Consider the following 20,759-nt stretch of genomic DNA (forward strand, 5'->3'; position numbering starts at 1 on the left):
AAGGTCTCCGCAAGGATTCGCGCCGCCTAGCATGGGCAATGCAGGGCGGCGCGACAAGCCACCAAAGGTCGGGTGGCGCCACGGAGCCGTTCCGAGTCGTTAGCGCTCGCCCTTCTCGATGCGGCGCAGGTGGCAGGTCACTTCCTCACGGTCGTGGTAGAGCTGCTTGCAGCCGATCTGCACTTTCAGCCCGCGTCCGCGGAAGGACTCTTCCAGGCGGTCGAGGATGCGCCGCACCTCGGCATAACGCTGCTTCATCGGCAGCTTGAGGTTGACGATGGCCTCGCGGCACAACCCCTCGCCGATCCAGGTCTCGATCATCGCTCCCGTGCGCGCAGGCTTCTCGACGATGTCGCAGACCATCCAGTCCATGCGCTGACGCGGGCGGAAGGCATAGCCATCGACGCGCTGGTGCTCGACCAGCCCGGAGTACATCAGGTTCTCCGCCATCGGCCCGTTGTCCACGGCAACCACGCGCATCTCCCGGTTCACCAGCTGCCAGGTCCAGCCGCCGGGCGATGCGCCCAGGTCCACGGCGAGCATGTCCGGCGCCAGGCGGCGGTCCCAGTCGGCGCGGGGTATGAAGTGGTGCCAGGCTTCTTCCAGCTTGAGCGTCGAGCGGCTGGGCGCCTCGCGTGGGAACTTCAGGCGCGGAATGCCCATCGGCCACATGGCGCAGTTGCGCGCCTCGGCCAGGCCGATGAAGGCCTCGCGGCCAGAGCGGAAGGTCAGCAGCAGGCGCGGCAGGCTGGGGTCTTCCACCAGCTGGCCGGCCTTCACCAGAGCCCCGCGCAGGGGCTTCTCGAACTTGCGGCAGAAGGTCGAGAGTTCCTTGCCGTCGTTGGTGTCGAACACCTCCAGCCAGAGGCTGCCACACTGCGGGAAGCCGGCCAGGGCCTCGAGGATCGCACCAATGCGGTCCTGCTCCGGCAGGGTGGTGAAGCCCGTGCCACGCGCCCACTGGCGCGGGAAGATCAGCTCGGGGAAGCGCAGTTGGCGCATCAAGCGCTCGGCGCCATCGGCGTCCATGGAGATAAATTCGGCGTAGGCGGTAGCCGGCTTGGCGCGGGCGTAGCCGGGAATGTCCAGGCGCGCGGCGTGCTCGGACAGCTCGGCGCAGACCTCGTTCTCGAAGCCCGGCCGGCAGTGCAGTAACAGGGTATTCATCGGGGTGTCTCCTCGGCCGCGCACTATAGAGGCTGCCCACGAAGGTTTCATGCTGATTTACAGGAATGGTCCCACAGACAGAGTCATTTGTTCTGAACCCGTTAGCCAAGCGAACGGTCCAGAACAGATGGCAACACCCCGTCGGACGGTCTAGCTTGAGTGTTCTGGCCTAACCGCCCAGAAGACTGCCCGATGATTGCCCTGCATGGCGAAATTTGCCGCCAATCGCGCTTTTTCTGCGATGGATCAGCTCGGTTGAACGCACTTTCGCCAAGTATCGCTAGCGCACCCGACATCAGCCGTGCCTGACGATCACGAGCAGAATCCAAGCCTGAGGAGAATGTCATGCCCGCAGTGGATAGCCTGAACAGCCTGCGTACCCTGGAGGTCGCCGGCAAGACCTATCACTATTACAGCCTGCCTGAAGCGGCGAAGAGTCTCGGCGACCTGGGCAAGCTGCCCATGTCCCTGAAAGTCCTGCTGGAAAACCTGTTGCGCTGGGAAGACGACAACACCGTCACCAGCGACGACCTCAAAGCCCTGGCCGGCTGGCTGAAGACCCGCAGCTCCGAGCGCGAGATCCAGTACCGCCCCGCCCGCGTACTGATGCAGGACTTCACCGGCGTGCCGGCGGTGGTCGACCTCGCCGCCATGCGCGACGCCATGGCCAAGGCCGGCGGTGATCCGCAGAAGATCAACCCGCTGTCGCCGGTCGACCTGGTCATCGACCACTCGGTGATGGTCGACAAGTTCGCCAGCCAGTCCGCCTTCGCGCAGAACGTCGAGATCGAGATGGAGCGCAACGGCGAGCGCTATGCGTTCCTGCGCTGGGGGCAGAACGCCTTCGACAACTTCCGCGTGGTGCCGCCGGGTACTGGCATCTGCCACCAGGTCAACCTGGAGTACCTGGGGCGCACCGTCTGGACCAAGGACGAGGACGGCCGCACCTATGCCTTCCCCGACACACTGGTCGGCACCGACTCGCACACCACCATGATCAACGGCCTCGGCGTGCTCGGCTGGGGCGTCGGCGGCATCGAGGCAGAAGCGGCCATGCTCGGCCAGCCGGTGTCGATGCTGATTCCCGAGGTGATCGGCTTCAAGCTCACCGGCAAGCTGAAGGAAGGCATCACCGCCACCGACCTGGTGCTGACCGTCACCCAGATGCTGCGCAAGAAAGGCGTGGTCGGAAAATTCGTCGAATTCTACGGCGACGGCCTCGCCGACCTGCCGCTGGCGGACCGTGCCACCATCGCCAACATGGCGCCCGAGTACGGCGCCACCTGCGGTTTCTTCCCGGTGGACGAGATCACCCTGGGTTACCTGCGCCTGTCCGGTCGCCCGGAAGATGCCGTCAAGCTGGTGGAGGCCTACAGCAAGGCCCAGGGCCTGTGGCGCGAGAAAGGCCACGAGCCGATCTTCACCGACTCCCTGCAACTGGACATGGGCGAAGTCGAAGCCAGCCTCGCCGGGCCGAAGCGCCCGCAGGACCGCGTCGCTCTCGGCCACGTCAGCCAGGCCTTCGACGACTTCCTCGGTCTGCAGATCAAGCCCGTACCCAGCGAGGAAGGCCGCCTGCTCAATGAAGGCGGTGGCGGTGCAGCCGTGGGCGCCTCCGTTGCGGCCGGCGAGGCCGATTACCAGCACGAGGGCCAGACCCATAGGCTGAAGAACGGCGCGGTGGTAATCGCCGCCATCACTTCCTGCACCAACACCTCCAACCCCAGCGTGATGATGGCCGCCGGCCTGCTGGCGAAGAAGGCGCTGGAGAAAGGCCTGCAGCGCAAGCCCTGGGTGAAGAGCTCGCTCGCACCCGGCTCGAAAGTGGTGACCGACTACTTCCGCGCCGCCGGCCTGACCCGTTATCTGGACGAACTGGGCTTCGATCTGGTGGGTTATGGCTGTACGACCTGCATCGGCAACTCGGGGCCACTGCTGGAGCCCATCGAGAAGGCGGTACAGCAGGCCGACCTGACCGTCGCCTCGGTGCTTTCCGGCAACCGCAACTTCGAGGGTCGCGTGCACCCGCTGGTGAAAACCAATTGGCTGGCCTCGCCGCCACTGGTGGTCGCCTATGCCCTCGCTGGCACCGTGCGCACCGACTTGACCAAAGACCCGCTGGGTACCGGCAAGGACGGCCAACCGGTCTATCTGAAGGACATCTGGCCAACCCAGCAGGAAATCGCCGACGCCGTACAGAAAGTCGACACGGCGATGTTCCACAAGGAGTACGCCGAAGTCTTCCAGGGCGATGAGAAATGGCGTGCGATCCAGGTGCCGGACGCCCAGACCTACGTCTGGCAGAACGACTCCACCTACATCCAGCATCCGCCGTTCTTCGAGCACATCGCCGATGCACCGCCGAAGGTCGAAGACATCGACGGCGCCAGCATCCTCGCGGTACTGGGCGACTCGGTGACCACCGACCACATCTCCCCCGCTGGCAACATCAAGAAGGACAGCCCCGCCGGCCGCTACCTCAGCGAGCATGGCGTGGCCTACGCCGACTTCAACTCCTACGGCTCGCGGCGTGGCAACCATGAGGTGATGATGCGCGGCACCTTCGCCAACATCCGCATCAAGAACGAGATGCTCGGTGGCGAGGAAGGTGGCAACACGCTCTACGTACCGACTGGCGACAAGCTGGCGATCTACGATGCCGCCATGCGCTACCAGCAGGACGGCACGCCGCTGGTGATCATCGCCGGCAAGGAATACGGCACCGGTTCCTCCCGCGACTGGGCGGCCAAGGGCACCAACCTACTGGGTGTGAAAGCGGTGATCGCCGAAAGCTTCGAACGCATCCACCGCTCCAACCTGGTGGGCATGGGCGTGCTGCCGCTGCAGTTCAAGGATGGCCAGGACCGCAAGGCGCTGAAGCTGACCGGCAAGGAAGTGCTGAGCATCAGCGGCCTGTCGGGCGAACTGAAGCCGCACATGAACCTCAAGGTCGGGGTGACGCGCGAAGACGGCAGCCAGGACAGCTTCGAGGTGCTCTGCCGTATCGATACCCAGAACGAAGTCGAGTACTTCAAGGCCGGCGGCATCCTCCACTACGTGCTGCGCAGCCTGATCTAGAGCGGTGCGGCGGCCCGCAACGGGCCGCCGCCCTCCTTCTTTCGTTTCATTTCGGTGACCAGTGGCGATACGCTATCGTCATTCTCTCGGCGTCACTCTTCTGACATTTTTTTGTGATCGCCATCAAATTTTCGATCCAGCGGCCGATAAGCTGGACAGACGTACCAATCCGCCTTTCTCCGAGATCCCAGCCTGATGCGCAACAACCAGCCGATCACCCAGCGTGAACGCACCTTCCCCGCCGAACAGCGGCTGATCTCCACCACGGATGCCCGCGGCGTGATCGGTTACGCCAACGACGCCTTCACCGCCATCAGCGGCTTCTCCCGAGAAGAGCTGGTCGGCGCGCCGCACAATCTGGTGCGCCACCCGGATGTCCCCGCAGCCGTGTTCGCGCACATGTGGACGACCCTGAAAAAGGGCCGCCCGTGGATGGGCATCGTCAAGAACCGCTGCAAGAACGGCGACCACTACTGGGTCAGTGCCTACGTCACGCCCATCTATGAGCGCAACGAGATCGTCGGTTACGAATCGGTGCGGGTGAAACCGACCGCCGAACAGGTCCGCCGCGCCGAAGCGCTGTACGCACGCATCAACACCGGCAAGTCAGCCATTCCGGCCCGCGACCGTTGGCTGCCGGTGCTGCTGGACTGGCTGCCGTTCATCCTGATCGGCCAGATCGGCTTCCTTATCGGCGTCTGGCTGAATTCGCATTGGGGCTTCCTGCTGGCCGCCCTGCTGTCGATCCCGCTGGGCCTTGCCGGCCTCGGCTGGCAGCAGCGCGGCCTCAAGCGCCTGCTGCGCCTGGCCGAGCAGACCACTTCCGACCCGCTGATCGCACAGATGTACACCGACAGCCGTGGCGCACAAGCACGCCTGGAAATGTCCATTCTCAGCCAGGAAGCACGTCTGAAGACCTGCCTGACCCGTCTGCAGGACACCGCCGAAACCCTCACCGAGCAGGCCCGAGAAGCCGACTCGTTGGCCCACCACAGCTCCGCCGGCCTCGACCGCCAGCGTCAGGAAACCGAGCAGGTGGCCACCGCCGTCAACCAGATGGCCGCCACCACCCAGGAAGTGGCCGACAACGTGCAGCGCACCGCCGATGCCACCCGCCAGGCCAACAACCTGACCACCGAGGGCCGGCAGATCGCTGCCGAGACTCGCGAGGCCATGCAGCGTCTCTCCAGCTCAGTGGGTGAAACCGGTGAGGCGGTCAGCCAGCTAGCCCGCGACAGCGAGCAGATCGGCGGCGTAGTGGACGTGATCAAGGGCATCGCCGACCAGACCAACCTGCTGGCACTCAATGCCGCCATCGAAGCCGCCCGTGCTGGCGAGATGGGGCGCGGCTTTGCCGTGGTCGCCGACGAAGTTCGTTCGCTGGCCCAGCGCACCACCGAGTCCACCGGGCAGATTCACCAGCTCATTGCCAACCTGCAGAACACCGCCACGGAAGCCGTGCGCGCCATGGACTCCGGTCGCCGCCAGGCCGACGAGGGCGTGGAGCGCGTGCTACAGGCGGACAGCGCGCTGGTCGGCATCAGCGACGCGGTGGCCAACATCACCGAAATGGCCACCCAGATCGCCGCTGCCGCGGAAGAACAGAGCGCCGTGGCCGAGGAGATCAACCGCAACATCAGCACCATCGCCAACCTCGCCGACCAGACGTCCGGCGAAGCCCAGCGCACCGCCCTGCTCAGCGAGGAACTGACGCAAACCGCGCAGCGCCAGTACTCGCTGGTGGAGCGGTTCAACCGCTGAGACCAGACAACGCGTAGGGCGCATAACGCGCCAGCGTTATCCGCCGTAACCTGAAACGGCGGATAACCCGTTCCGGGTTATTCGCCCTACGGCCCTGAGCCTCGCGGCTCAGCTCTTTGTAGGAGCGAGCTTGCTCGCGAACAGCTCCGCGACGGGGCCGGGTTCGCGAGCAAGCTCGCTCCTACAGCGCATTCCCACCCACAGCATTCAGCCGACTACTTGAAATCCCACTGCATCTGCGCCGGGATGCTCACATCCCGCGAGGAATGCACGCAGACGTCCACGTAGTCGGTGAAGCGCGGCGGCGCAGCGATCCCTTCGTCGAGCAGGCGCTGGTTGTCGAACAGGTAGTTGAGATCGGCGAAGCCGCTGTACAGGCGCAGCGCGCGCAATACCAGGCGTGGATTGGCCTTGCCGATGCGGCTCTCGAAGCTGCCCGCCAGCTCGCGCAGGTCCTGTGAACTGACCTTGCGGTAACGCTTGCCCACCGGCGCTTCGCCGCGGGCGTCGGCGTAGGCCTGGTCGATCTCGCCAAAGGTGCAGGCCGAACCGTGGCCGGCGGAGATGTGGTAGAGGCTGTGGCTCAGCTTCGGCTTGAGCGCCAGGGCCACCAGCGCTTCGGCGCAGTAGTCCACCGGGATCACGTCGATCTGCTCGTCCAGGCCGCAGGTAAAACTCTCCAGAGCGAAGCCCATGCGGAACACCCAGAAGATGCTGCCCGAGGCGCGGCAGCCCAGTTCGCGATGCCCGACCACGATGGACGGTCGCGCGACCACCAGCGGCAATTGCGGCAGCTCTTCGCGCATACGCCGCTCGATCTCAGCCTTGGACGCGGTGTAGTCCACCAGCTGTTCCTCGCTGTCCGGGAAATCCCAGGACTCGCGCACCGGCGACTCGCGCTGCGGGCCACAGCACATGGCCGTGCCCACATGCAGGAAGCGCTTGAGGTTACGCGACTGGCTGAGCAGCCGGGCGAAGGCGAAGGTGCCTTCGACATTCACCGGCCAGATGCTCGGATTCTTCGAGAACGAGGCGACGGCGGCACAGTTGATCACCTGCTCCACGCGCATCAGACGCGCGCGCTCGCCCTGCATCCAGGCGGTGTCGAGCAGGTCGCCGCAGAGGATCTGGCGGTCTTGGAGGCGCTCCAGAACAGTCTCTGGCACGCAGTGCAAACGCAGGTTGTCACGCAGGCGCTCCAGGCCCTGGGCTGGCGTTTCGGCGCGCACCAGGAACAGCAACGCCTCACTCTGGCCATCGGCAATCAGGTGCGCGGCAACAGCGCCGCCGAGGAAACCGGTGGCCCCCGTCAGCAGCAGACTGTGCGCGGCGCCGTGGGTGAAGCGGGAAGAATGGGGGGCAATGCGATCAGCGAATTCGGTGTTCATGGCAGCCTTCGGCCTGTCCTCTGGAAGCGGGGCGCCGGCTCCAGAGAGCCGGCGGCGGCGAGGATAGGAAGGCTTGCCTTAAGGTGTGGTTACGACGCGAGGAATGCTGCTATCTGCTCGGCGGTCGTTTCCAGGTGCTGGTCATGGGTCAGCCCGGACGCCTTGAGTGGCTTGAGATCATGGTCGGCTGCCGCCAGCCAGTGCAGCTGGATCGCCGGCGACAACGCGTAGCTTTCGACCGTGGGGCGGTCGCCCAGTGCATCGCGCTCGCCCTGGACGATCAGGGTCGGCGTCTTCAGTTCGGCGAGATGGGCCACGCGAGGTTTTTCCGGCTTGCCGGCGGCGTAGAACGGGTAGCCAAGGCAGACCAGCGCGTCGGCGCCCAGTTCGTCCGCCAACAGGCTGGCCATGCGCCCGCCCATGGATTTGCCGCCGATTGCCAGCTTGCCTACTACTTCGGCGCGAACCTGCGCATAAACCTGCCGCCAGCACTCCAGCAAGTGCTTCTGCGGATTGGGCGGACGCCGCCGGCCGTCCTCGCGGCGCATAGCCATATAGGGGAACTCGAAGCGCACGACGGAGATACCCCGTTCGGCCAGCCGCGCGGCGATATCGCCCATGAACGGGCTGTCCATCGGCGCACCCGCGCCATGGGCCAGAACCAGCGTAGCCGACAGTTCGCGCCGTGCCGGGTTCCGCAGCAGCGACAAAGGACCGCATGCGCCCGCGACAGGGGTCTCAGGCGGCAATTGATCCGAATCAATATTCCTCGACGGGCCTTTATCCATCCTTCACTCCGCTAATTCCGAATTAGTACCTATCCCAAGGGGGAGGGGCGGCGTAAGCCGTAAAAAACCTGCCGGGATGGGCATAGCCCATAACCGTGGATGGAAGCCCATAAATGAGCACAACCAATCAGACCGCTTATAACTATAAGGTGGTCCGCCAGTTCGCCATTATGACAGTGGTATGGGGGATCGTCGGCATGGCCGTCGGTGTCCTGATCGCCGCTCAATTGGTGTGGCCGGACCTTAACCTCGGCTTACCGTGGACGAGCTTCGGGCGCCTGCGCCCGCTGCATACCAATGCGGTGATCTTCGCCTTCGGCGGCTGCGCACTGTTCGCCACCAGCTACTACTCGGTGCAGCGCACCTGCCAGACCCGCCTGTTCGCAGGTCCGCTCGCTTCCTTCACCTTCTGGGGTTGGCAGCTGGTGATCCTGTTGGCGGCCATTACCCTGCCGCTGGGCATGACCTCCTCCAAGGAGTACGCCGAGCTGGAATGGCCGATCGACATCCTGATCACCATCGTCTGGGTTTCCTACGCCATCGTCTTCTTCGGCACGCTGATGAAGCGCAAGACCAAGCACATCTACGTGGGCAACTGGTTCTTCGGCGGCTTCATCCTGACCGTGGCGATCCTGCACGTGGTCAACAACCTGGAAATCCCGGTCAGCCTGACCAAGTCCTACTCCCTGTACTCGGGCGCCACTGACGCCATGATCCAGTGGTGGTATGGCCACAACGCCGTGGGCTTCTTCCTGACCGCCGGCTTCCTGGGGATGATGTACTACTTCGTTCCGAAGCAGGCCGAACGTCCGGTCTACTCCTATCGCCTGTCCATCGTCCACTTCTGGGCGCTGATCGCCGTCTACATCTGGGCCGGCCCGCACCACCTGCACTACACCGCGCTGCCGGACTGGGCGCAGTCGCTGGGCATGGTGATGTCTCTGATCCTGCTGGCTCCGAGCTGGGGCGGCATGATCAACGGCATGATGACCCTCTCGGGCGCCTGGCATAAGCTGCGCACCGACCCGATCCTGCGCTTCCTGGTGGTATCCCTGGCCTTCTACGGCATGTCCACCTTCGAAGGCCCGATGATGGCCATCAAGACCGTCAACGCCCTCTCCCACTACACCGACTGGACCATCGGCCACGTACACGCCGGCGCCCTGGGTTGGGTAGCCATGGTGTCCATCGGCTCGCTGTACCACATGATCCCGAAAGTCTTCGGCCGCGAGCAGATGCACAGCGTGGGCCTGATCAACACCCACTTCTGGCTGGCCACCATCGGCACCGTTCTGTACATCGCCTCCATGTGGGTCAACGGCATCACCCAGGGCCTGATGTGGCGCGCAGTGAACTCCGACGGCACCCTCACCTATTCCTTCGTCGAAGCCCTGGCCGCCGGCCACCCCGGCTTCATCGTGCGGATGATCGGTGGTGCCATCTTCCTGCTGGGCATGCTGGTCATGGCCTACAACGTCTGGCGCACCGTAGCGGCCGCCAAGCCGGCCGAAATGCAAGCCGCGGCGCAGATGGCCTGAGGAGTCCGACATGAAACACGAAGTACTCGAGAAAAACGTCGGCCTGCTGGCCCTGTGCATGGCCGTCGCCGTGAGCATCGGCGGCCTGACCCAGATCGTCCCACTGTTCTTCCAGGACGTGACCAATACCCCGGTGGAAGGAATGAAGCCCTACACCGCCCTGCAACTGGAAGGCCGTGACGTCTACATCCGCGAAGGCTGCGTGGGCTGCCACTCGCAGATGATCCGTCCGTTCCGCGCCGAGACCGAGCGCTACGGCCACTACTCCGTCGCCGGTGAAAGCGTCTGGGACCACCCCTTCCTGTGGGGCTCCAAGCGTACCGGCCCGGACCTGGCCCGCGTCGGCGGCCGCTACTCCGACGACTGGCACCGCGCGCACCTGTACAACCCGCGCAACGTGGTCCCGGAGTCGAAGATGCCCGCCTACCCCTGGCTGGTCGAGAACAAGCTCGACGGCAAGGACACGGCAAAGAAACTGGAAGTGATGCGTGTCATGGGCGTGCCCTACACGGACGACGACATCGCTGGCGCCAGCGACGCCGTCAAAGGGAAGACCGAAATGGACGCGGTAGTCGCGTACCTGCAGGTCCTCGGCACCTCCATCAAGAACAAGCGGTGACAACCTTGGATATCGGGACCATTCGCGGCCTCGGCACCGTCATCGTGATGGTTGCCTTCGTCGGCGTACTGCTCTGGGCTTACGGCGGCAAACGCAAGGAGCGCTTCGACGAAGACGCGCTGCTGCCTTTCGCGGATGACCCGGTAGCCAAGCAGCACGCTGAGAAAGAGCAAGCTTCTAGGAGCAACAACGCATGACTACCTTCTGGAGTCTGTACATCACCGTTTTAACAGTCGGCTCGCTGATCGCCCTGCTGTGGCTGGTTTTCGCCACCCGTAGCGGGCAGTCCTCGAACACCACCGACCAGACCATGGGCCACGCCTTCGACGGCATCGAGGAGTACGACAACCCGCTGCCCAAGTGGTGGTTCCTGCTGTTCGTCGGCACCATCGTCTTCGCCGCCGGCTACCTGGTGCTCTACCCGGGCCTGGGCAACTGGAAAGGCGTCCTGCCGGGCTACGACGGCGGCTGGACACAAGACAAGCAATGGGAGCGTGAAGAAGCCCTGGCCAAGGAAAAATACGGCCCGATCTTCGCCAAATACGCAGCCATGTCGGTGGAAGAAGTCGCCAAGGACCCGCAAGCCATGAAAATGGGCGAGCGCCTCTTCGCCACCTACTGCTCCATCTGCCACGGCTCCGATGCGAAGGGCGCAGCAGGCTTCCCGAACCTGACCGACAGCGACTGGCGCTGGGGCGGCACGGCCCAGGACATCCAGACCACCATCCTCGGTGGCCGCCATGCTGCGATGCCAGCCTGGGGTGAAGTGCTGGGCGACAAGGGCGTGCAGGACGTGGCGGCCTTCGTCACCGCCAAGCTGGACGGCCGCAAGCTGCCCGAAGGCGTGACCGCGGAGAACGTCGACAACGGCGGCAAGCTGTTCGCCACCACCTGCGTCGCCTGCCACGGTCCGGAAGGCAAGGGCAACCCGCTGATGGGCGCGCCTGACCTGACCCACCCGGGCGCCTTCATCTACGGTTCCAGCTACGCGCAACTGCAGCAGACCATCCGTCACGGCCGCCAGGGCCAGATGCCGGCGCAGGAGCAGTACCTGGGCAAAGACAAAGTGCACATTCTCGCCGGTTACATCTACAACATTTCCGGCCAGGCGAAGTAAACTCCCCGCCCCCAACTCGCGCCCGCTAAAACGGGCGCGAGTTTCTTACCTCCGCAATATCGCGACGAAGTGTCGCACCCTCTCTATCTCCTTTCTTCACACCCTTCCGGTTCACGTCTAAGCTCCTTTCCATTCGCAAACCTGCAATACGACTAACCTGACCCACTTCCCAGGTTGGTACGAGCGAGCCGAAACGAGCGGCAAACAGCGGCGCAAAGCGCTCCGGGGCAGGCGTCAAACCGGCTTCGCGCCAAGGCCCGGCGCGTTGCAATGGCCTCCTGCTTTCTCCATACTTGCCGCCGTTTTTTTGTCCATAAAATCCAAAAACCGTGGAACCTTAGAATGAGCACAGCAATCAGTCCGACTGCTTATAACTATAAGGTCGTCCGCCAGTTCGCCATCATGACGGTGGTCTGGGGGATACTTGGAATGGGGGTTGGTGTTTACATCGCCTCACAGTTGGTTTGGCCCCAGTTGAACCTGGACCTTCCCTGGACCAGCTTCGGCCGACTGCGTCCGCTGCACACCAACCTGGTGATCTTCGCCTTCGGCGGCTGTGCTCTCTTCGCAACTTCCTACTACGTCGTACAGCGCACCTGTCAGACCCGCCTGGTCTCCGACAGCCTCGCCGCCTTCACCTTCTGGGGTTGGCAAGCGGTGATCGTGCTGGCCGGCATCACTCTGCCGCTGGGCTACACCTCCTCCAAGGAGTACGCCGAGCTGGAATGGCCGATCGACATCCTGCTGGCCATCGTCTGGGTGACCTACGCACTGGTGTTCTTCGGCACCGTGATGAAGCGTAAGACCAAGCACATCTACGTGGGCAACTGGTTCTACGGCGCGTTCATCCTCGTCACCGCCATGCTGCACATCGTCAACAGCGCAGAACTGCCGGTCACCTGGTTCAAGTCCTACTCGGTCTACGCCGGCGCCACCGACGCGATGATCCAGTGGTGGTACGGCCACAACGCCGTGGGCTTCTTCCTGACCACCGGCTTCCTGGGGATGATGTACTACTTCGTTCCGAAGCAGGCCGAGCGTCCGATCTACTCCTATCGCCTGTCCATCGTGCACTTCTGGGCGCTGATCACCCTGTACATCTGGGCCGGTCCGCACCACCTGCACTACACCGCTCTGCCGGACTGGGCGCAGTCCCTGGGCATGGTGATGTCCCTGATCCTGCTGGCTCCAAGCTGGGGTGGCATGATCAACGGCATGATGACCCTCTCGGGCGCCTGGCATAAGCTGCGCACCGACCCGATCCTGCGCTTCCTGGTGGTATCCCTGGCCTTCTACGGCATGTCCACCTTCGAAGGCCCGATGATGGCCATCAAGACCGTCAACTCCCTGTCGCACTACACCGACTGGACCATCGGCCACGTACACGCCGGCGCTCTGGGCTGGGTTGCGATGATCTCCATCGGCTCGCTGTACCACCTGATTCCGAAAGTCTTCGGCCGCGAGCAGATGCACAGCGTTGGCCTGATCAACGCCCACTTCTGGCTGGCGACCATCGGTACCGTGCTGTACATCGCCTCCATGTGGGTCAACGGCATCACCCAGGGCCTGATGTGGCGCGCGATCAACGCCGACGGCACCCTCACCTACTCCTTCGTGGAAGCCCTGCAGGCCAGCCACCCGGGCTTCATCGTCCGTGCGCTGGGCGGCGCCTTCTTCGCCTCCGGCATGCTGCTGATGGCCTACAACACCTTCCGTACTGTGCGCGGTTTCAAACAGGCTGACGCCGATGCCGCTGCCCAGATCCCCGCTGTAGGAGCTCACTGATGAAGCACGAAGTAGTCGAGAAGAACATCGGCCTTCTGGCCTTCTTCATGGTCATTGCGGTGAGCATCGGCGGTCTGACCCAGATCGTTCCGCTGTTCTTCCAGGACGTGACCAACAAGCCGGTCGAAGGCATGAAGCCGCGCACCGCGCTGGAGCTGGAAGGCCGTGACATCTACATCCGCGAAGGCTGCGTAGGCTGCCACTCGCAGATGGTCCGTCCGTTCCGCGCCGAGACCGAGCGCTACGGCCACTACTCCGTCGCCGGCGAAAGCGTCTGGGACCACCCGTTCCTGTGGGGTTCCAAGCGTACCGGCCCGGACCTGGCCCGCGTCGGCGGCCGCTACTCCGACGACTGGCACCGCGCGCACCTGTACAACCCGCGCAACGTGGTGCCGGAATCGAAGATGCCCTCCTACCCCTGGCTGGTGGAGAACAAGCTCGACGGCAAGGACACCGCGAAGAAAATGGAAGCCCTGCGTACGCTGGGCGTGCCCTACACCGACGAAGACATCGCCGGTGCTCGTGATGCCGTCAAAGGCAAGACCGAGATGGACGCTGTGGTCGCCTACCTGCAAGGCCTCGGCACCATCATCAAGAGCAAACGGTGACAGTGATGGATATCGGGACCATTCGCGGTATCGGCACTGTAGTAGTGATGGTCGCCTTCGTCGGCGTCCTGCTCTGGGCCTACGGTGGCAAACGCAAGGAGCGCTTCGACGAAGACGCCCTGCTGCCCTTCGCGGATGACCCGGTCGCCAAAAAGCACGTCGAGCAAGAGCAAGCTTCTAGGAGCAACAAAGAATGACAACCTTCTGGAGTCTGTACGTCACCGTACTTACCCTGGGCACCATCTTCGCCCTGGCATGGCTGCTGTTCGCCACCCGTCGCGGTCAGCGCAACGAAGCCACCGACGAGACCGTCGGCCATGCCTTCGACGGCATCGAGGAGTACGACAACCCACTGCCCAAGTGGTGGTTCATGCTGTTCGTCGCCACCTTCATCTTCGCCCTCGGCTACCTGGTCCTGTATCCGGGCCTGGGCAACTGGAAGGGCCTGCTGCCGGGCTACCAGGACAAGGCCGAATTCGCCAACGGCGAACAAGGCTGGACCGGTGTGCACCAGTGGGAAAAGGAAATGGCCAAGGCCGACGAGAAGTACGGCCCGCTGTACGCCAAGTTCGGCGCCATGCCGATCGAGGACGTGGCCAAGGACGAGCAGGCCCTGAAAATGGGTAACCGCCTGTTCGCCTCCAACTGCTCCGTCTGCCACGGTTCCGACGCCAAGGGCGCCCACGGTTTCCCGAACCTGACCGACGCCGACTGGCGCTGGGGCGGCGAGCCGAAGGACATCATCGCCACCATCGAAGGCGGTCGCCACGCGGCCATGCCGGCCTGGGGCGAAGTCATCGGCGATGCCGGCGTTCACGATGTAGCAGCCTTCGTCACCACCAAGCTGGACGGCCGCAAGCTGCCCGAGGGCGTGACTGACGAGCAGGTCGCCAACGGCCAGAAAGTCTTCCAGACCACCTGCGTGGCTTGCCACGGTGCGGAAGGCAAGGGCACAGCCGCCATGGGTGCGCCTGACCTGACCCATCCGGGCGCGTTCATCTACGGTTCGAGCTTCACCCAGCTGCAGCAGACCATCCGCTACGGCCGCCAGGGCCAGATGCCGGCTCAGTTGGAGCGTCTGGGCAAAGACCAGGTCCACCTGCTCGCTGCTTACGTGTACAGCCTGTCGCACGGCGAAGGTGAGAAGAGCGCCGAATAAGCCTCTCTTTCCTACACCCATAGCGACACCCAGCGGCGCCGGTTTCTATACCGGCGCCGCTCTATTTCTGGGTCCATAATTCGTTACGCGACCAACTGTCGCACCGTTGCAACACCCACCACGCCGTATCATTGTTAGGCGTGCAAGCATATTTCTGACCCTCTCGGCATGTATCGACAGGGCGCCCTCCCGCTGCCGTGGAATGCACTGATGAGCAAACAGATTCCGGTCCAGGACGTCACTCCGCCCACCAAGGGCAAGGGTGAAAGCGTCGACCTTTATGCCTCCCGGGAAAAGATCTACACCCGAGCCTTTACCGGGTTCTTCCGCAACCTCCGCATGGCCGGGGGCGCCCTCCTCTTCCTTCTCTATTTCGGCACCGTGTGGCTGACCTGGAACGGTCGCCAGGCGGTTCTCTGGGACCTGCCCGAGCGCAAGTTCTACATCTTCGGCGCGACCTTCTGGCCGCAGGACTTCATCCTTCTCTCCGGACTGCTGATCATCAGTGCGTTCGGCCTGTTCTTCATCACCGTGTTCGCCGGCCGCGTCTGGTGCGGCTACACCTGCCCGCAGAGCGTGTGGACCTGGATCTTCATGTGGTGCGAGAAAGTCACCGAGGGTGACCGCAACCAGCGCATGAAGCTCGACAAGGCCGGTTTCAGCGGCAACAAGCTGCTGCGCAAGATCGCCAAGCACAGCCTCTGGCTGCTGATCGGCCTGGTCACCGGCCTGACCTTCGTCGGCTACTTCGCCCCCATCCGCGAACTGCTGATGGAACTGGTGACCGGCGAGGCGGACGGCTGGGCCTACTTCTGGGTCGGCTTCTTCACCCTCGCCACCTACGGCAACGCTGGCTGGCTGCGCGAGCAGGTGTGCATCTACATGTGCCCGTACGCGCGCTTCCAGAGCGTGATGTTCGACAAGGACACCCTGATCGTTTCCTACGATCCGCGTCGCGGCGAGAGCCGTGGCCCGCGCAAGAAAGGCGCCGACTACAAGGCCCAGGGCCTGGGCGACTGCATCGACTGCACCATGTGCGTACAGGTCTGCCCGACCGGCATCGACATTCGCGATGGCCTGCAGATCGAGTGCATAGGCTGCGCGGCCTGCATCGACGCCTGCGACAGCATCATGGACAAGATGAACTACCCGCGCGGCCTGATCAGCTATACCACCGAGCACAACCTGTCGGGGCAGAAAACCCACCTGGTGCGCCCGCGCCTGATCGGCTACGCCATTGCCCTGTGCATCATGATCGGCCTGCTGATCACCGCCATCTTCTTGCGCCCGCTGGTGGGCTTCGACGTCAGCAAGGACCGCGTGCTCTACCGCGAGAACGCCGAAGGCCGCATCGAGAACGTGTACAGCCTCAAGGTCATGAACAAGGACCAGAAGGACCATACCTACGTGCTCAGCGCCAAGGGCATGGATGGCCTGATCCTGGAAGGCAAGAAGGAAATCTCGGTCGCGGCCGGGGACATCTTCAGCATGCCGGTGGAACTCTCCATCGACCCGGAGAAACTGCCCTCCACCACCAACGAGATCAGCTTTACCATCCAGTCGGTGGACGACCCGTCCATCAGCAAGGAATCCACCAGCCGCTTCATCGGTCCGCGCGTTCGTTGAACCAACGCTGAACGAATTGGCACCCCATGTTGCGCATGGGGTGCCAGTAGCGATCCAAGGACGTAGAATTCGCCCGCCCCTTCACCGGGCGGCGCTCTGCAAGGCGCCGCCAGCGAGAGATCAAAGAGCATGCAATCGGCCATGAAGACACCCGTGGAACCCTGGTACAAGCACCTCTGGCCGTGGATCATCATCGCCATGCTGGGCACCTCGATCTTCCTCAGCCTGACGATGGTCAACATCGCCGTGAACAACCAGGATTCCCTGGTCAGCGACAACTATTACGAAGCCGGCAAGGGCATCAACCGCTCCCTCGACCGCGAGCACCTCGCCCAGCAGCTCAAGCTGCGGGCGAAGATCAGCTTCGACGAGCTGACTGGCGAAGTGGACCTGCGCCTCACGGGCGACAGCCGTCCGGCCACGCTCACCCTGAACCTGCTCTCCCCTACCCTGGAATCCCAGGACAAGCACCTGGAACTGCGCGCCAGCCCCGCCGAGCCGGGCCGCTACACCGCCAGCCTGGATGCCGCCGTGAAGGGCCGCCGCTTCGTCGAACTGCTCGGCGAGGAGAACGGCAAGACCTGGCGTCTGTTCGAGGAAGAAAAGGTCGCTCCCGGCGGTACCTTCGACCTCGGCGACGAGCCCCTCAGCGGAGATGAAGCCGAGCGCCCATGAGCGCCGCGCTGCTCTGTTACCACTGTGCGCTGCCGGTTCCGCCCGGCAGCCGCTTCACCGCGCCAGTACTCGGCGAGACCCGAGAATTCTGCTGTCCGGGTTGCCAGGCCGTGGCCGAGGCCATCGTTGCCGGAGGCCTGGAAGGCTATTACCGCCACCGCACCGAAGCCGCACCCAACCCTGACGCACTCCCCGAACAGCTCGCCGACGAGCTGAAGCTGTTCGACCGCCCCGACGTTCAGCAGCCCTTCGTCCAGCACCAGGGCGATCTCGCCGAGACCACGCTGATCATGGAAGGCATCAGCTGCGCCGCCTGCGGCTGGCTGATCGAGAAACATCTCAAGGGCCTGCCCGCCGTCGCCGAGGCCGGCCTCAACCTGTCCAACCACCGCCTGCACGTGCGCTGGTCCGACAGCGAGCTGCCGCTGAGCGAACTGCTCGCCGAGCTGCGCCGTATTGGTTACGCCGCGCACCCCTTCCAGCCGGACCGCGCCGCCGAACAGTTGCACCAGGAGAACCGCAAGTCCCTGCGCCAGCTGGGCGTCGCCGGCCTGCTGTGGTTCCAGGCGATGATGGCGACCATGGCCACCTGGCCGGAATTCAACATCGACCTGAGCCCCGAGCTGCACGAAATCCTGCGCTGGGTGGCGATGTTCCTCACCACACCCATCGTCTTCTATTCCTGCCAGCCGTTCTTCCGTGGCGCCGTGCGCGACCTGCGCACCCGCCACCTGACCATGGATGTCTCGGTCTCCCTGGCCATCGGCGGCGCCTACCTGGCCGGCATCTGGACCGCCGTCACCGGCCACGGCGACCTGTACTTCGACGCCGTCGGCATGTTCGCCCTGTTCCTGCTCGCCGGCCGCTACCTGGAGCGCCGCGCCCGCGAACGCACCGCCGCGGCCACCGCGCAACTGGTCAACCTGTTGCCCGCCTCCTGCCTGCGCCTGGACGACAGTGGCCAGAGCAGCCGCGTACTGCTCAGCGAACTGAACGTGGGCGACCGCGTACTGGTGCAGCCCGGCGCAGTCATCCCGGCCGACGGCCTGATCCTCGACGGCCAGTCCAGCGTCGACGAGTCCCTGCTCACCGGCGAATATCTGCCACAGCCGCGCCAGAGCGGCGACAGCGTCACCGGCGGCACCCTCAACGTCGAAGGCCCGCTGACCGTGCAGGTCAAGGCCCTGGGCGGCGACAGCCGGCTGTCCGCCATCGTCCGCCTGCTCGAACGCGCCCAGTCGGACAAGCCGCGCCTCGCCGAACTCGCCGACAAGGCCGCGCAATGGTTCCTCATCGCCCTGCTGGTGCTGGCCGCCGTGGTCGGCCTGTTCTGGTGGCAACACGATGCCTCACGCGCCTTCTGGGTCGTCCTGGCGATGCTGGTGGCGACCTGCCCCTGCGCCTTGTCGCTGGCCACGCCCACTGCGCTCACCGCCGCCACCGGGAGCCTGCACAAGCTCGGCCTGCTGGTGACCCGCGGCCATGTGCTCGAAGGCCTGAACCACATCGACACGGTGATCTTCGACAAGACCGGCACCCTCACCGAAGGCCGCCTCACCCTGCGCGCCGTGCGCCCGCTGGGCTCGTTGGACAGCGACACCTGTCTGGCGCTGGCTGCCGCGCTGGAGAACCGATCCGAACACCCTATCGCCCGAGCTTTCGGCCGCGCACCGCAGCCCGCCGAGAATGTCGAGAGCCATCCCGGCCTGGGCCTGGAAGGCCTGGTCGGCGAACGCCGCCTGCGCATCGGCGAGCCGTCCTTCGTCTGTGGCTTGAGTGGCAGCGAAGCACCCCAGCACCCGCAGGAGCCCGGCCAGTGGCTGCTGCTAGGTGACGACAGCGAGGCGCTGGCCTGGCTGGTACTGGACGACCGCATCCGTGACGATGCCGCCGACCTGCTCGATGCCTGCCGCGCCCGTGGCTGGCGTACCCTGCTGCTGTCCGGCGACAGTTCGCCAATGGTCGGCCGCGTCGCTGCCGAACTGGGCATCGATGACTGCCGCGGCGGCCTGCGCCCGGACGACAAGCTCGAAGTCCTGCGCCAGTTGCACCAGCAAGGCCACCGCGTGCTGATGCTGGGCGACGGAGTGAACGACGTACCGGTGCTGGCCGCTGCCGACATCAGCGTTGCCATGGGCTCGGCCACCGACCTGGCCAAGACCAGCGCCGACGCCGTGCTGTTGTCCAACCGTCTGGACAGCGTGGTACAGGCTTTCAGCCTCGCCCGCCGCACCCGTCGGGTCATCATCGAGAACCTGGTCTGGGCGGGGCTGTACAATGGGCTGATGTTGCCCTTTGCCGCCCTCGGCTGGATCACGCCCGTGTGGGCCGCAGTGGGCATGTCGATCAGCTCGCTGACCGTGGTACTTAACGCCCTGCGCCTGACCCGGCTGCCCAAGGGCGCCGGCGCCCCGATAGCGACCACCGCCCTGCCAGCCGCCCCACAAGCGGCGCAGGCGCTGCCACGGAGTTGAAATGCCCGCTCTCTACATAATGATTCCGGTTGCCGTGGTGATCGTCGGCATCTGCATCGCGATCTTCTTCTGGGCGGTGAACAGCGGCCAGTACGACGACATGGACGGGCCCGCCCACAGCATCCTGTTCGACGACGAAGACCCCAAGCACCAGGCCGGCATCGACGAAGCCGAGGGCGACGCCTCGCACAGCAGCCAGAAGCAGGACAAGCGCGATGCCTGAACTGGCGCCGCTGCTGGCGTCCGCGCTGATTCTCGGCCTGCTCGGCGGCGGCCACTGCCTAGGCATGTGTGGCGGCCTGATGGGCGCGCTGACCATGGCCATCCCGCCGGAGCAACGCGGACGTCGCCTGCGTCTGCTGCTGGCCTACAACCTCGGACGCATCCTCAGCTACGCCTGCGCCGGCCTGTTGCTCGGCCTGGCCGGCTGGGCCGTGGCGCGCACGCCATTCGCCGCAGCGTTGCGGGTGATCGCCGGCCTGCTGCTGATCGCCATGGGCCTCTACCTGGCCGGCTGGTGGAGTGGCCTGACCCGCATCGAAGCCCTGGGCCGCGGCCTGTGGAAGCACATCCAGCCCTTCGCCAGCCGCCTGCTGCCGGTCGCCACGCTGCCGCGCGCACTGCTGCTCGGCGCGCTCTGGGGCTGGCTGCCCTGCGGTCTGGTCTACAGCACCCTGCTCTGGGCCACCAGCCAGGGCTCGGCCATCGACAGCGCCCTGCTGATGCTCGCCTTCGGCCTCGGCACATGGCCGGTGCTGCTGGCGACAGGGCTCGCGGCCGAGCGCATCACCGCGCTGCTGCGCAAGCGCAGCGTGCGCATGGCCGGCGGCATCCTGGTAATTCTCTTCGGCCTGTGGACCCTGCCCGGCCCGCACCAGGCCTGGATCATGGGCCACGAAATGCACGCCAGCGCCGGTATTGCCCACCATAAAGCCGCTTGATACAGGTCAACAGGCCTCTATCAGACTCTCCCTAG

Annotated in this window: 18 protein-coding genes; 15 read left to right on the forward strand and 3 right to left on the reverse strand. The window is 64.7% G+C overall.

Annotation, left to right across the window (positions count from 1 at the left end; translation table 11 throughout):
* Window positions 1-99: 99 nt before the first annotated feature.
* Entirely contained in the window at window positions 100-1,167 is a 1,068-nt protein-coding gene (rlmM, locus tag G4G71_RS18870) for a 23S rRNA (cytidine(2498)-2'-O)-methyltransferase RlmM (RefSeq protein WP_169939520.1), read from the reverse strand.
* A gap of 345 nt (window positions 1,168-1,512) precedes the next feature.
* Between rlmM and acnA the strand changes: the two genes are divergently transcribed.
* Window positions 1,513-4,245, forward strand: a complete 2,733-nt coding sequence (gene acnA, locus G4G71_RS18875) for an aconitate hydratase AcnA (RefSeq protein ID WP_169939521.1) — start codon at window positions 1,513-1,515, stop codon at window positions 4,243-4,245.
* Between the two features lie 195 nt (window positions 4,246-4,440).
* The gene (locus G4G71_RS18880) at window positions 4,441-6,006 is read left to right on the forward strand and encodes a methyl-accepting chemotaxis protein (protein ID WP_169939522.1); all 1,566 of its coding nucleotides are present in this window, start codon (window positions 4,441-4,443) and stop codon (window positions 6,004-6,006) included.
* A gap of 215 nt (window positions 6,007-6,221) precedes the next feature.
* Here G4G71_RS18880 and cprA read toward each other — a convergent pair whose 3' ends face one another.
* Window positions 6,222-7,394 (reverse strand): cationic peptide resistance protein CprA, encoded by a 1,173-nt coding sequence (gene cprA, locus G4G71_RS18885; protein WP_240964811.1) that lies wholly within the window; start codon window positions 7,392-7,394, stop codon window positions 6,222-6,224.
* 89 nt (window positions 7,395-7,483) lie between these two features.
* Window positions 7,484-8,182 (reverse strand): alpha/beta family hydrolase, encoded by a 699-nt coding sequence (locus tag G4G71_RS18890; RefSeq protein WP_169939523.1) that lies wholly within the window; start codon window positions 8,180-8,182, stop codon window positions 7,484-7,486.
* Between the two features lie 113 nt (window positions 8,183-8,295).
* Between G4G71_RS18890 and ccoN (G4G71_RS18895) the strand changes: the two genes are divergently transcribed.
* From ccoN (G4G71_RS18895) to G4G71_RS18955, 13 genes are all read left to right on the forward strand, one after another.
* The gene (gene ccoN, locus G4G71_RS18895; RefSeq protein WP_045209130.1) at window positions 8,296-9,720 is read left to right on the forward strand and encodes a cytochrome-c oxidase, cbb3-type subunit I; all 1,425 of its coding nucleotides are present in this window, start codon (window positions 8,296-8,298) and stop codon (window positions 9,718-9,720) included.
* A gap of 10 nt (window positions 9,721-9,730) precedes the next feature.
* The gene (ccoO, locus tag G4G71_RS18900; RefSeq protein WP_015477751.1) at window positions 9,731-10,339 is read left to right on the forward strand and encodes a cytochrome-c oxidase, cbb3-type subunit II; all 609 of its coding nucleotides are present in this window, start codon (window positions 9,731-9,733) and stop codon (window positions 10,337-10,339) included.
* 5 nt (window positions 10,340-10,344) lie between these two features.
* Window positions 10,345-10,536, forward strand: coding sequence for a CcoQ/FixQ family Cbb3-type cytochrome c oxidase assembly chaperone (locus G4G71_RS18905; protein WP_054910537.1), 192 nt, complete (start codon window positions 10,345-10,347; stop codon window positions 10,534-10,536).
* A complete protein-coding gene (ccoP, locus tag G4G71_RS18910; RefSeq protein ID WP_169939524.1) occupies window positions 10,533-11,456 on the forward strand; it encodes a cytochrome-c oxidase, cbb3-type subunit III in 924 nt (307 codons plus the stop codon). Before G4G71_RS18905 ends, ccoP (G4G71_RS18910) begins: the two co-directional genes overlap by 4 nt.
* Window positions 11,457-11,798: 342 nt before the next feature.
* Entirely contained in the window at window positions 11,799-13,241 is a 1,443-nt protein-coding gene (gene ccoN / locus G4G71_RS18915) for a cytochrome-c oxidase, cbb3-type subunit I (RefSeq protein WP_045209126.1), read from the forward strand.
* Entirely contained in the window at window positions 13,241-13,849 is a 609-nt protein-coding gene (ccoO, locus tag G4G71_RS18920) for a cytochrome-c oxidase, cbb3-type subunit II (RefSeq protein ID WP_017516817.1), read from the forward strand. Before ccoN (G4G71_RS18915) ends, ccoO (G4G71_RS18920) begins: the two co-directional genes overlap by 1 nt.
* Before the next feature lie 5 nt (window positions 13,850-13,854).
* Entirely contained in the window at window positions 13,855-14,046 is a 192-nt protein-coding gene (locus G4G71_RS18925) for a cbb3-type cytochrome oxidase subunit 3 (protein ID WP_024763940.1), read from the forward strand.
* The gene (ccoP, locus tag G4G71_RS18930; RefSeq protein ID WP_169939525.1) at window positions 14,043-15,008 is read left to right on the forward strand and encodes a cytochrome-c oxidase, cbb3-type subunit III; all 966 of its coding nucleotides are present in this window, start codon (window positions 14,043-14,045) and stop codon (window positions 15,006-15,008) included. The genes G4G71_RS18925 and ccoP (G4G71_RS18930) overlap by 4 nt, the downstream gene beginning before the upstream one ends.
* Window positions 15,009-15,218: 210 nt before the next feature.
* Window positions 15,219-16,634, forward strand: coding sequence for a cytochrome c oxidase accessory protein CcoG (gene ccoG / locus G4G71_RS18935; protein WP_169939526.1), 1,416 nt, complete (start codon window positions 15,219-15,221; stop codon window positions 16,632-16,634).
* Window positions 16,635-16,763: 129 nt separating this feature from the next.
* Window positions 16,764-17,309, forward strand: coding sequence for a FixH family protein (locus G4G71_RS18940; RefSeq protein ID WP_169939527.1), 546 nt, complete (start codon window positions 16,764-16,766; stop codon window positions 17,307-17,309).
* Window positions 17,306-19,783, forward strand: a complete 2,478-nt coding sequence (locus G4G71_RS18945; protein ID WP_169939528.1) for a heavy metal translocating P-type ATPase — start codon at window positions 17,306-17,308, stop codon at window positions 19,781-19,783. Before G4G71_RS18940 ends, G4G71_RS18945 begins: the two co-directional genes overlap by 4 nt.
* A gap of 1 nt (window position 19,784) precedes the next feature.
* Window positions 19,785-20,006 (forward strand): cbb3-type cytochrome oxidase assembly protein CcoS, encoded by a 222-nt coding sequence (gene ccoS, locus G4G71_RS18950; protein WP_024763937.1) that lies wholly within the window; start codon window positions 19,785-19,787, stop codon window positions 20,004-20,006.
* The gene (locus tag G4G71_RS18955) at window positions 19,999-20,724 is read left to right on the forward strand and encodes a sulfite exporter TauE/SafE family protein (RefSeq protein WP_169939529.1); all 726 of its coding nucleotides are present in this window, start codon (window positions 19,999-20,001) and stop codon (window positions 20,722-20,724) included. Before ccoS ends, G4G71_RS18955 begins: the two co-directional genes overlap by 8 nt.
* The last annotated feature ends 35 nt before the right edge of the window (window positions 20,725-20,759 follow it).

Origin of the sequence: Pseudomonas multiresinivorans (assembly GCF_012971725.1) — a bacterium.
Classification (GTDB): domain Bacteria; phylum Pseudomonadota; class Gammaproteobacteria; order Pseudomonadales; family Pseudomonadaceae; genus Pseudomonas; species Pseudomonas multiresinivorans.

Excerpts from the sequence above, each read along its gene's own strand:
- rlmM (WP_169939520.1), bottom strand. The coding sequence starts at position 1,167 with ATGAATACCCTGTTACTGCACTGCCGGCCGGGCTTCGAGAACGAGGTC.
- acnA (WP_169939521.1), top strand. The coding sequence starts at position 1,513 with ATGCCCGCAGTGGATAGCCTGAACAGCCTGCGTACCCTGGAGGTCGCC.
- G4G71_RS18880 (WP_169939522.1), top strand. The coding sequence starts at position 4,441 with ATGCGCAACAACCAGCCGATCACCCAGCGTGAACGCACCTTCCCCGCC.
- cprA (WP_240964811.1), bottom strand. The coding sequence starts at position 7,394 with ATGAACACCGAATTCGCTGATCGCATTGCCCCCCATTCTTCCCGCTTC.
- G4G71_RS18890 (WP_169939523.1), bottom strand. The coding sequence starts at position 8,182 with ATGGATAAAGGCCCGTCGAGGAATATTGATTCGGATCAATTGCCGCCT.
- ccoN (WP_045209130.1), top strand. The coding sequence starts at position 8,296 with ATGAGCACAACCAATCAGACCGCTTATAACTATAAGGTGGTCCGCCAG.
- ccoO (WP_015477751.1), top strand. The coding sequence starts at position 9,731 with ATGAAACACGAAGTACTCGAGAAAAACGTCGGCCTGCTGGCCCTGTGC.
- ccoP (WP_169939524.1), top strand. The coding sequence starts at position 10,533 with ATGACTACCTTCTGGAGTCTGTACATCACCGTTTTAACAGTCGGCTCG.
- ccoN (WP_045209126.1), top strand. The coding sequence starts at position 11,799 with ATGAGCACAGCAATCAGTCCGACTGCTTATAACTATAAGGTCGTCCGC.
- ccoO (WP_017516817.1), top strand. The coding sequence starts at position 13,241 with ATGAAGCACGAAGTAGTCGAGAAGAACATCGGCCTTCTGGCCTTCTTC.
- G4G71_RS18925 (WP_024763940.1), top strand. The coding sequence starts at position 13,855 with ATGGATATCGGGACCATTCGCGGTATCGGCACTGTAGTAGTGATGGTC.
- ccoP (WP_169939525.1), top strand. The coding sequence starts at position 14,043 with ATGACAACCTTCTGGAGTCTGTACGTCACCGTACTTACCCTGGGCACC.
- ccoG (WP_169939526.1), top strand. The coding sequence starts at position 15,219 with ATGAGCAAACAGATTCCGGTCCAGGACGTCACTCCGCCCACCAAGGGC.
- G4G71_RS18940 (WP_169939527.1), top strand. The coding sequence starts at position 16,764 with ATGCAATCGGCCATGAAGACACCCGTGGAACCCTGGTACAAGCACCTC.
- G4G71_RS18945 (WP_169939528.1), top strand. The coding sequence starts at position 17,306 with ATGAGCGCCGCGCTGCTCTGTTACCACTGTGCGCTGCCGGTTCCGCCC.
- ccoS (WP_024763937.1), top strand. The coding sequence starts at position 19,785 with ATGCCCGCTCTCTACATAATGATTCCGGTTGCCGTGGTGATCGTCGGC.
- G4G71_RS18955 (WP_169939529.1), top strand. The coding sequence starts at position 19,999 with ATGCCTGAACTGGCGCCGCTGCTGGCGTCCGCGCTGATTCTCGGCCTG.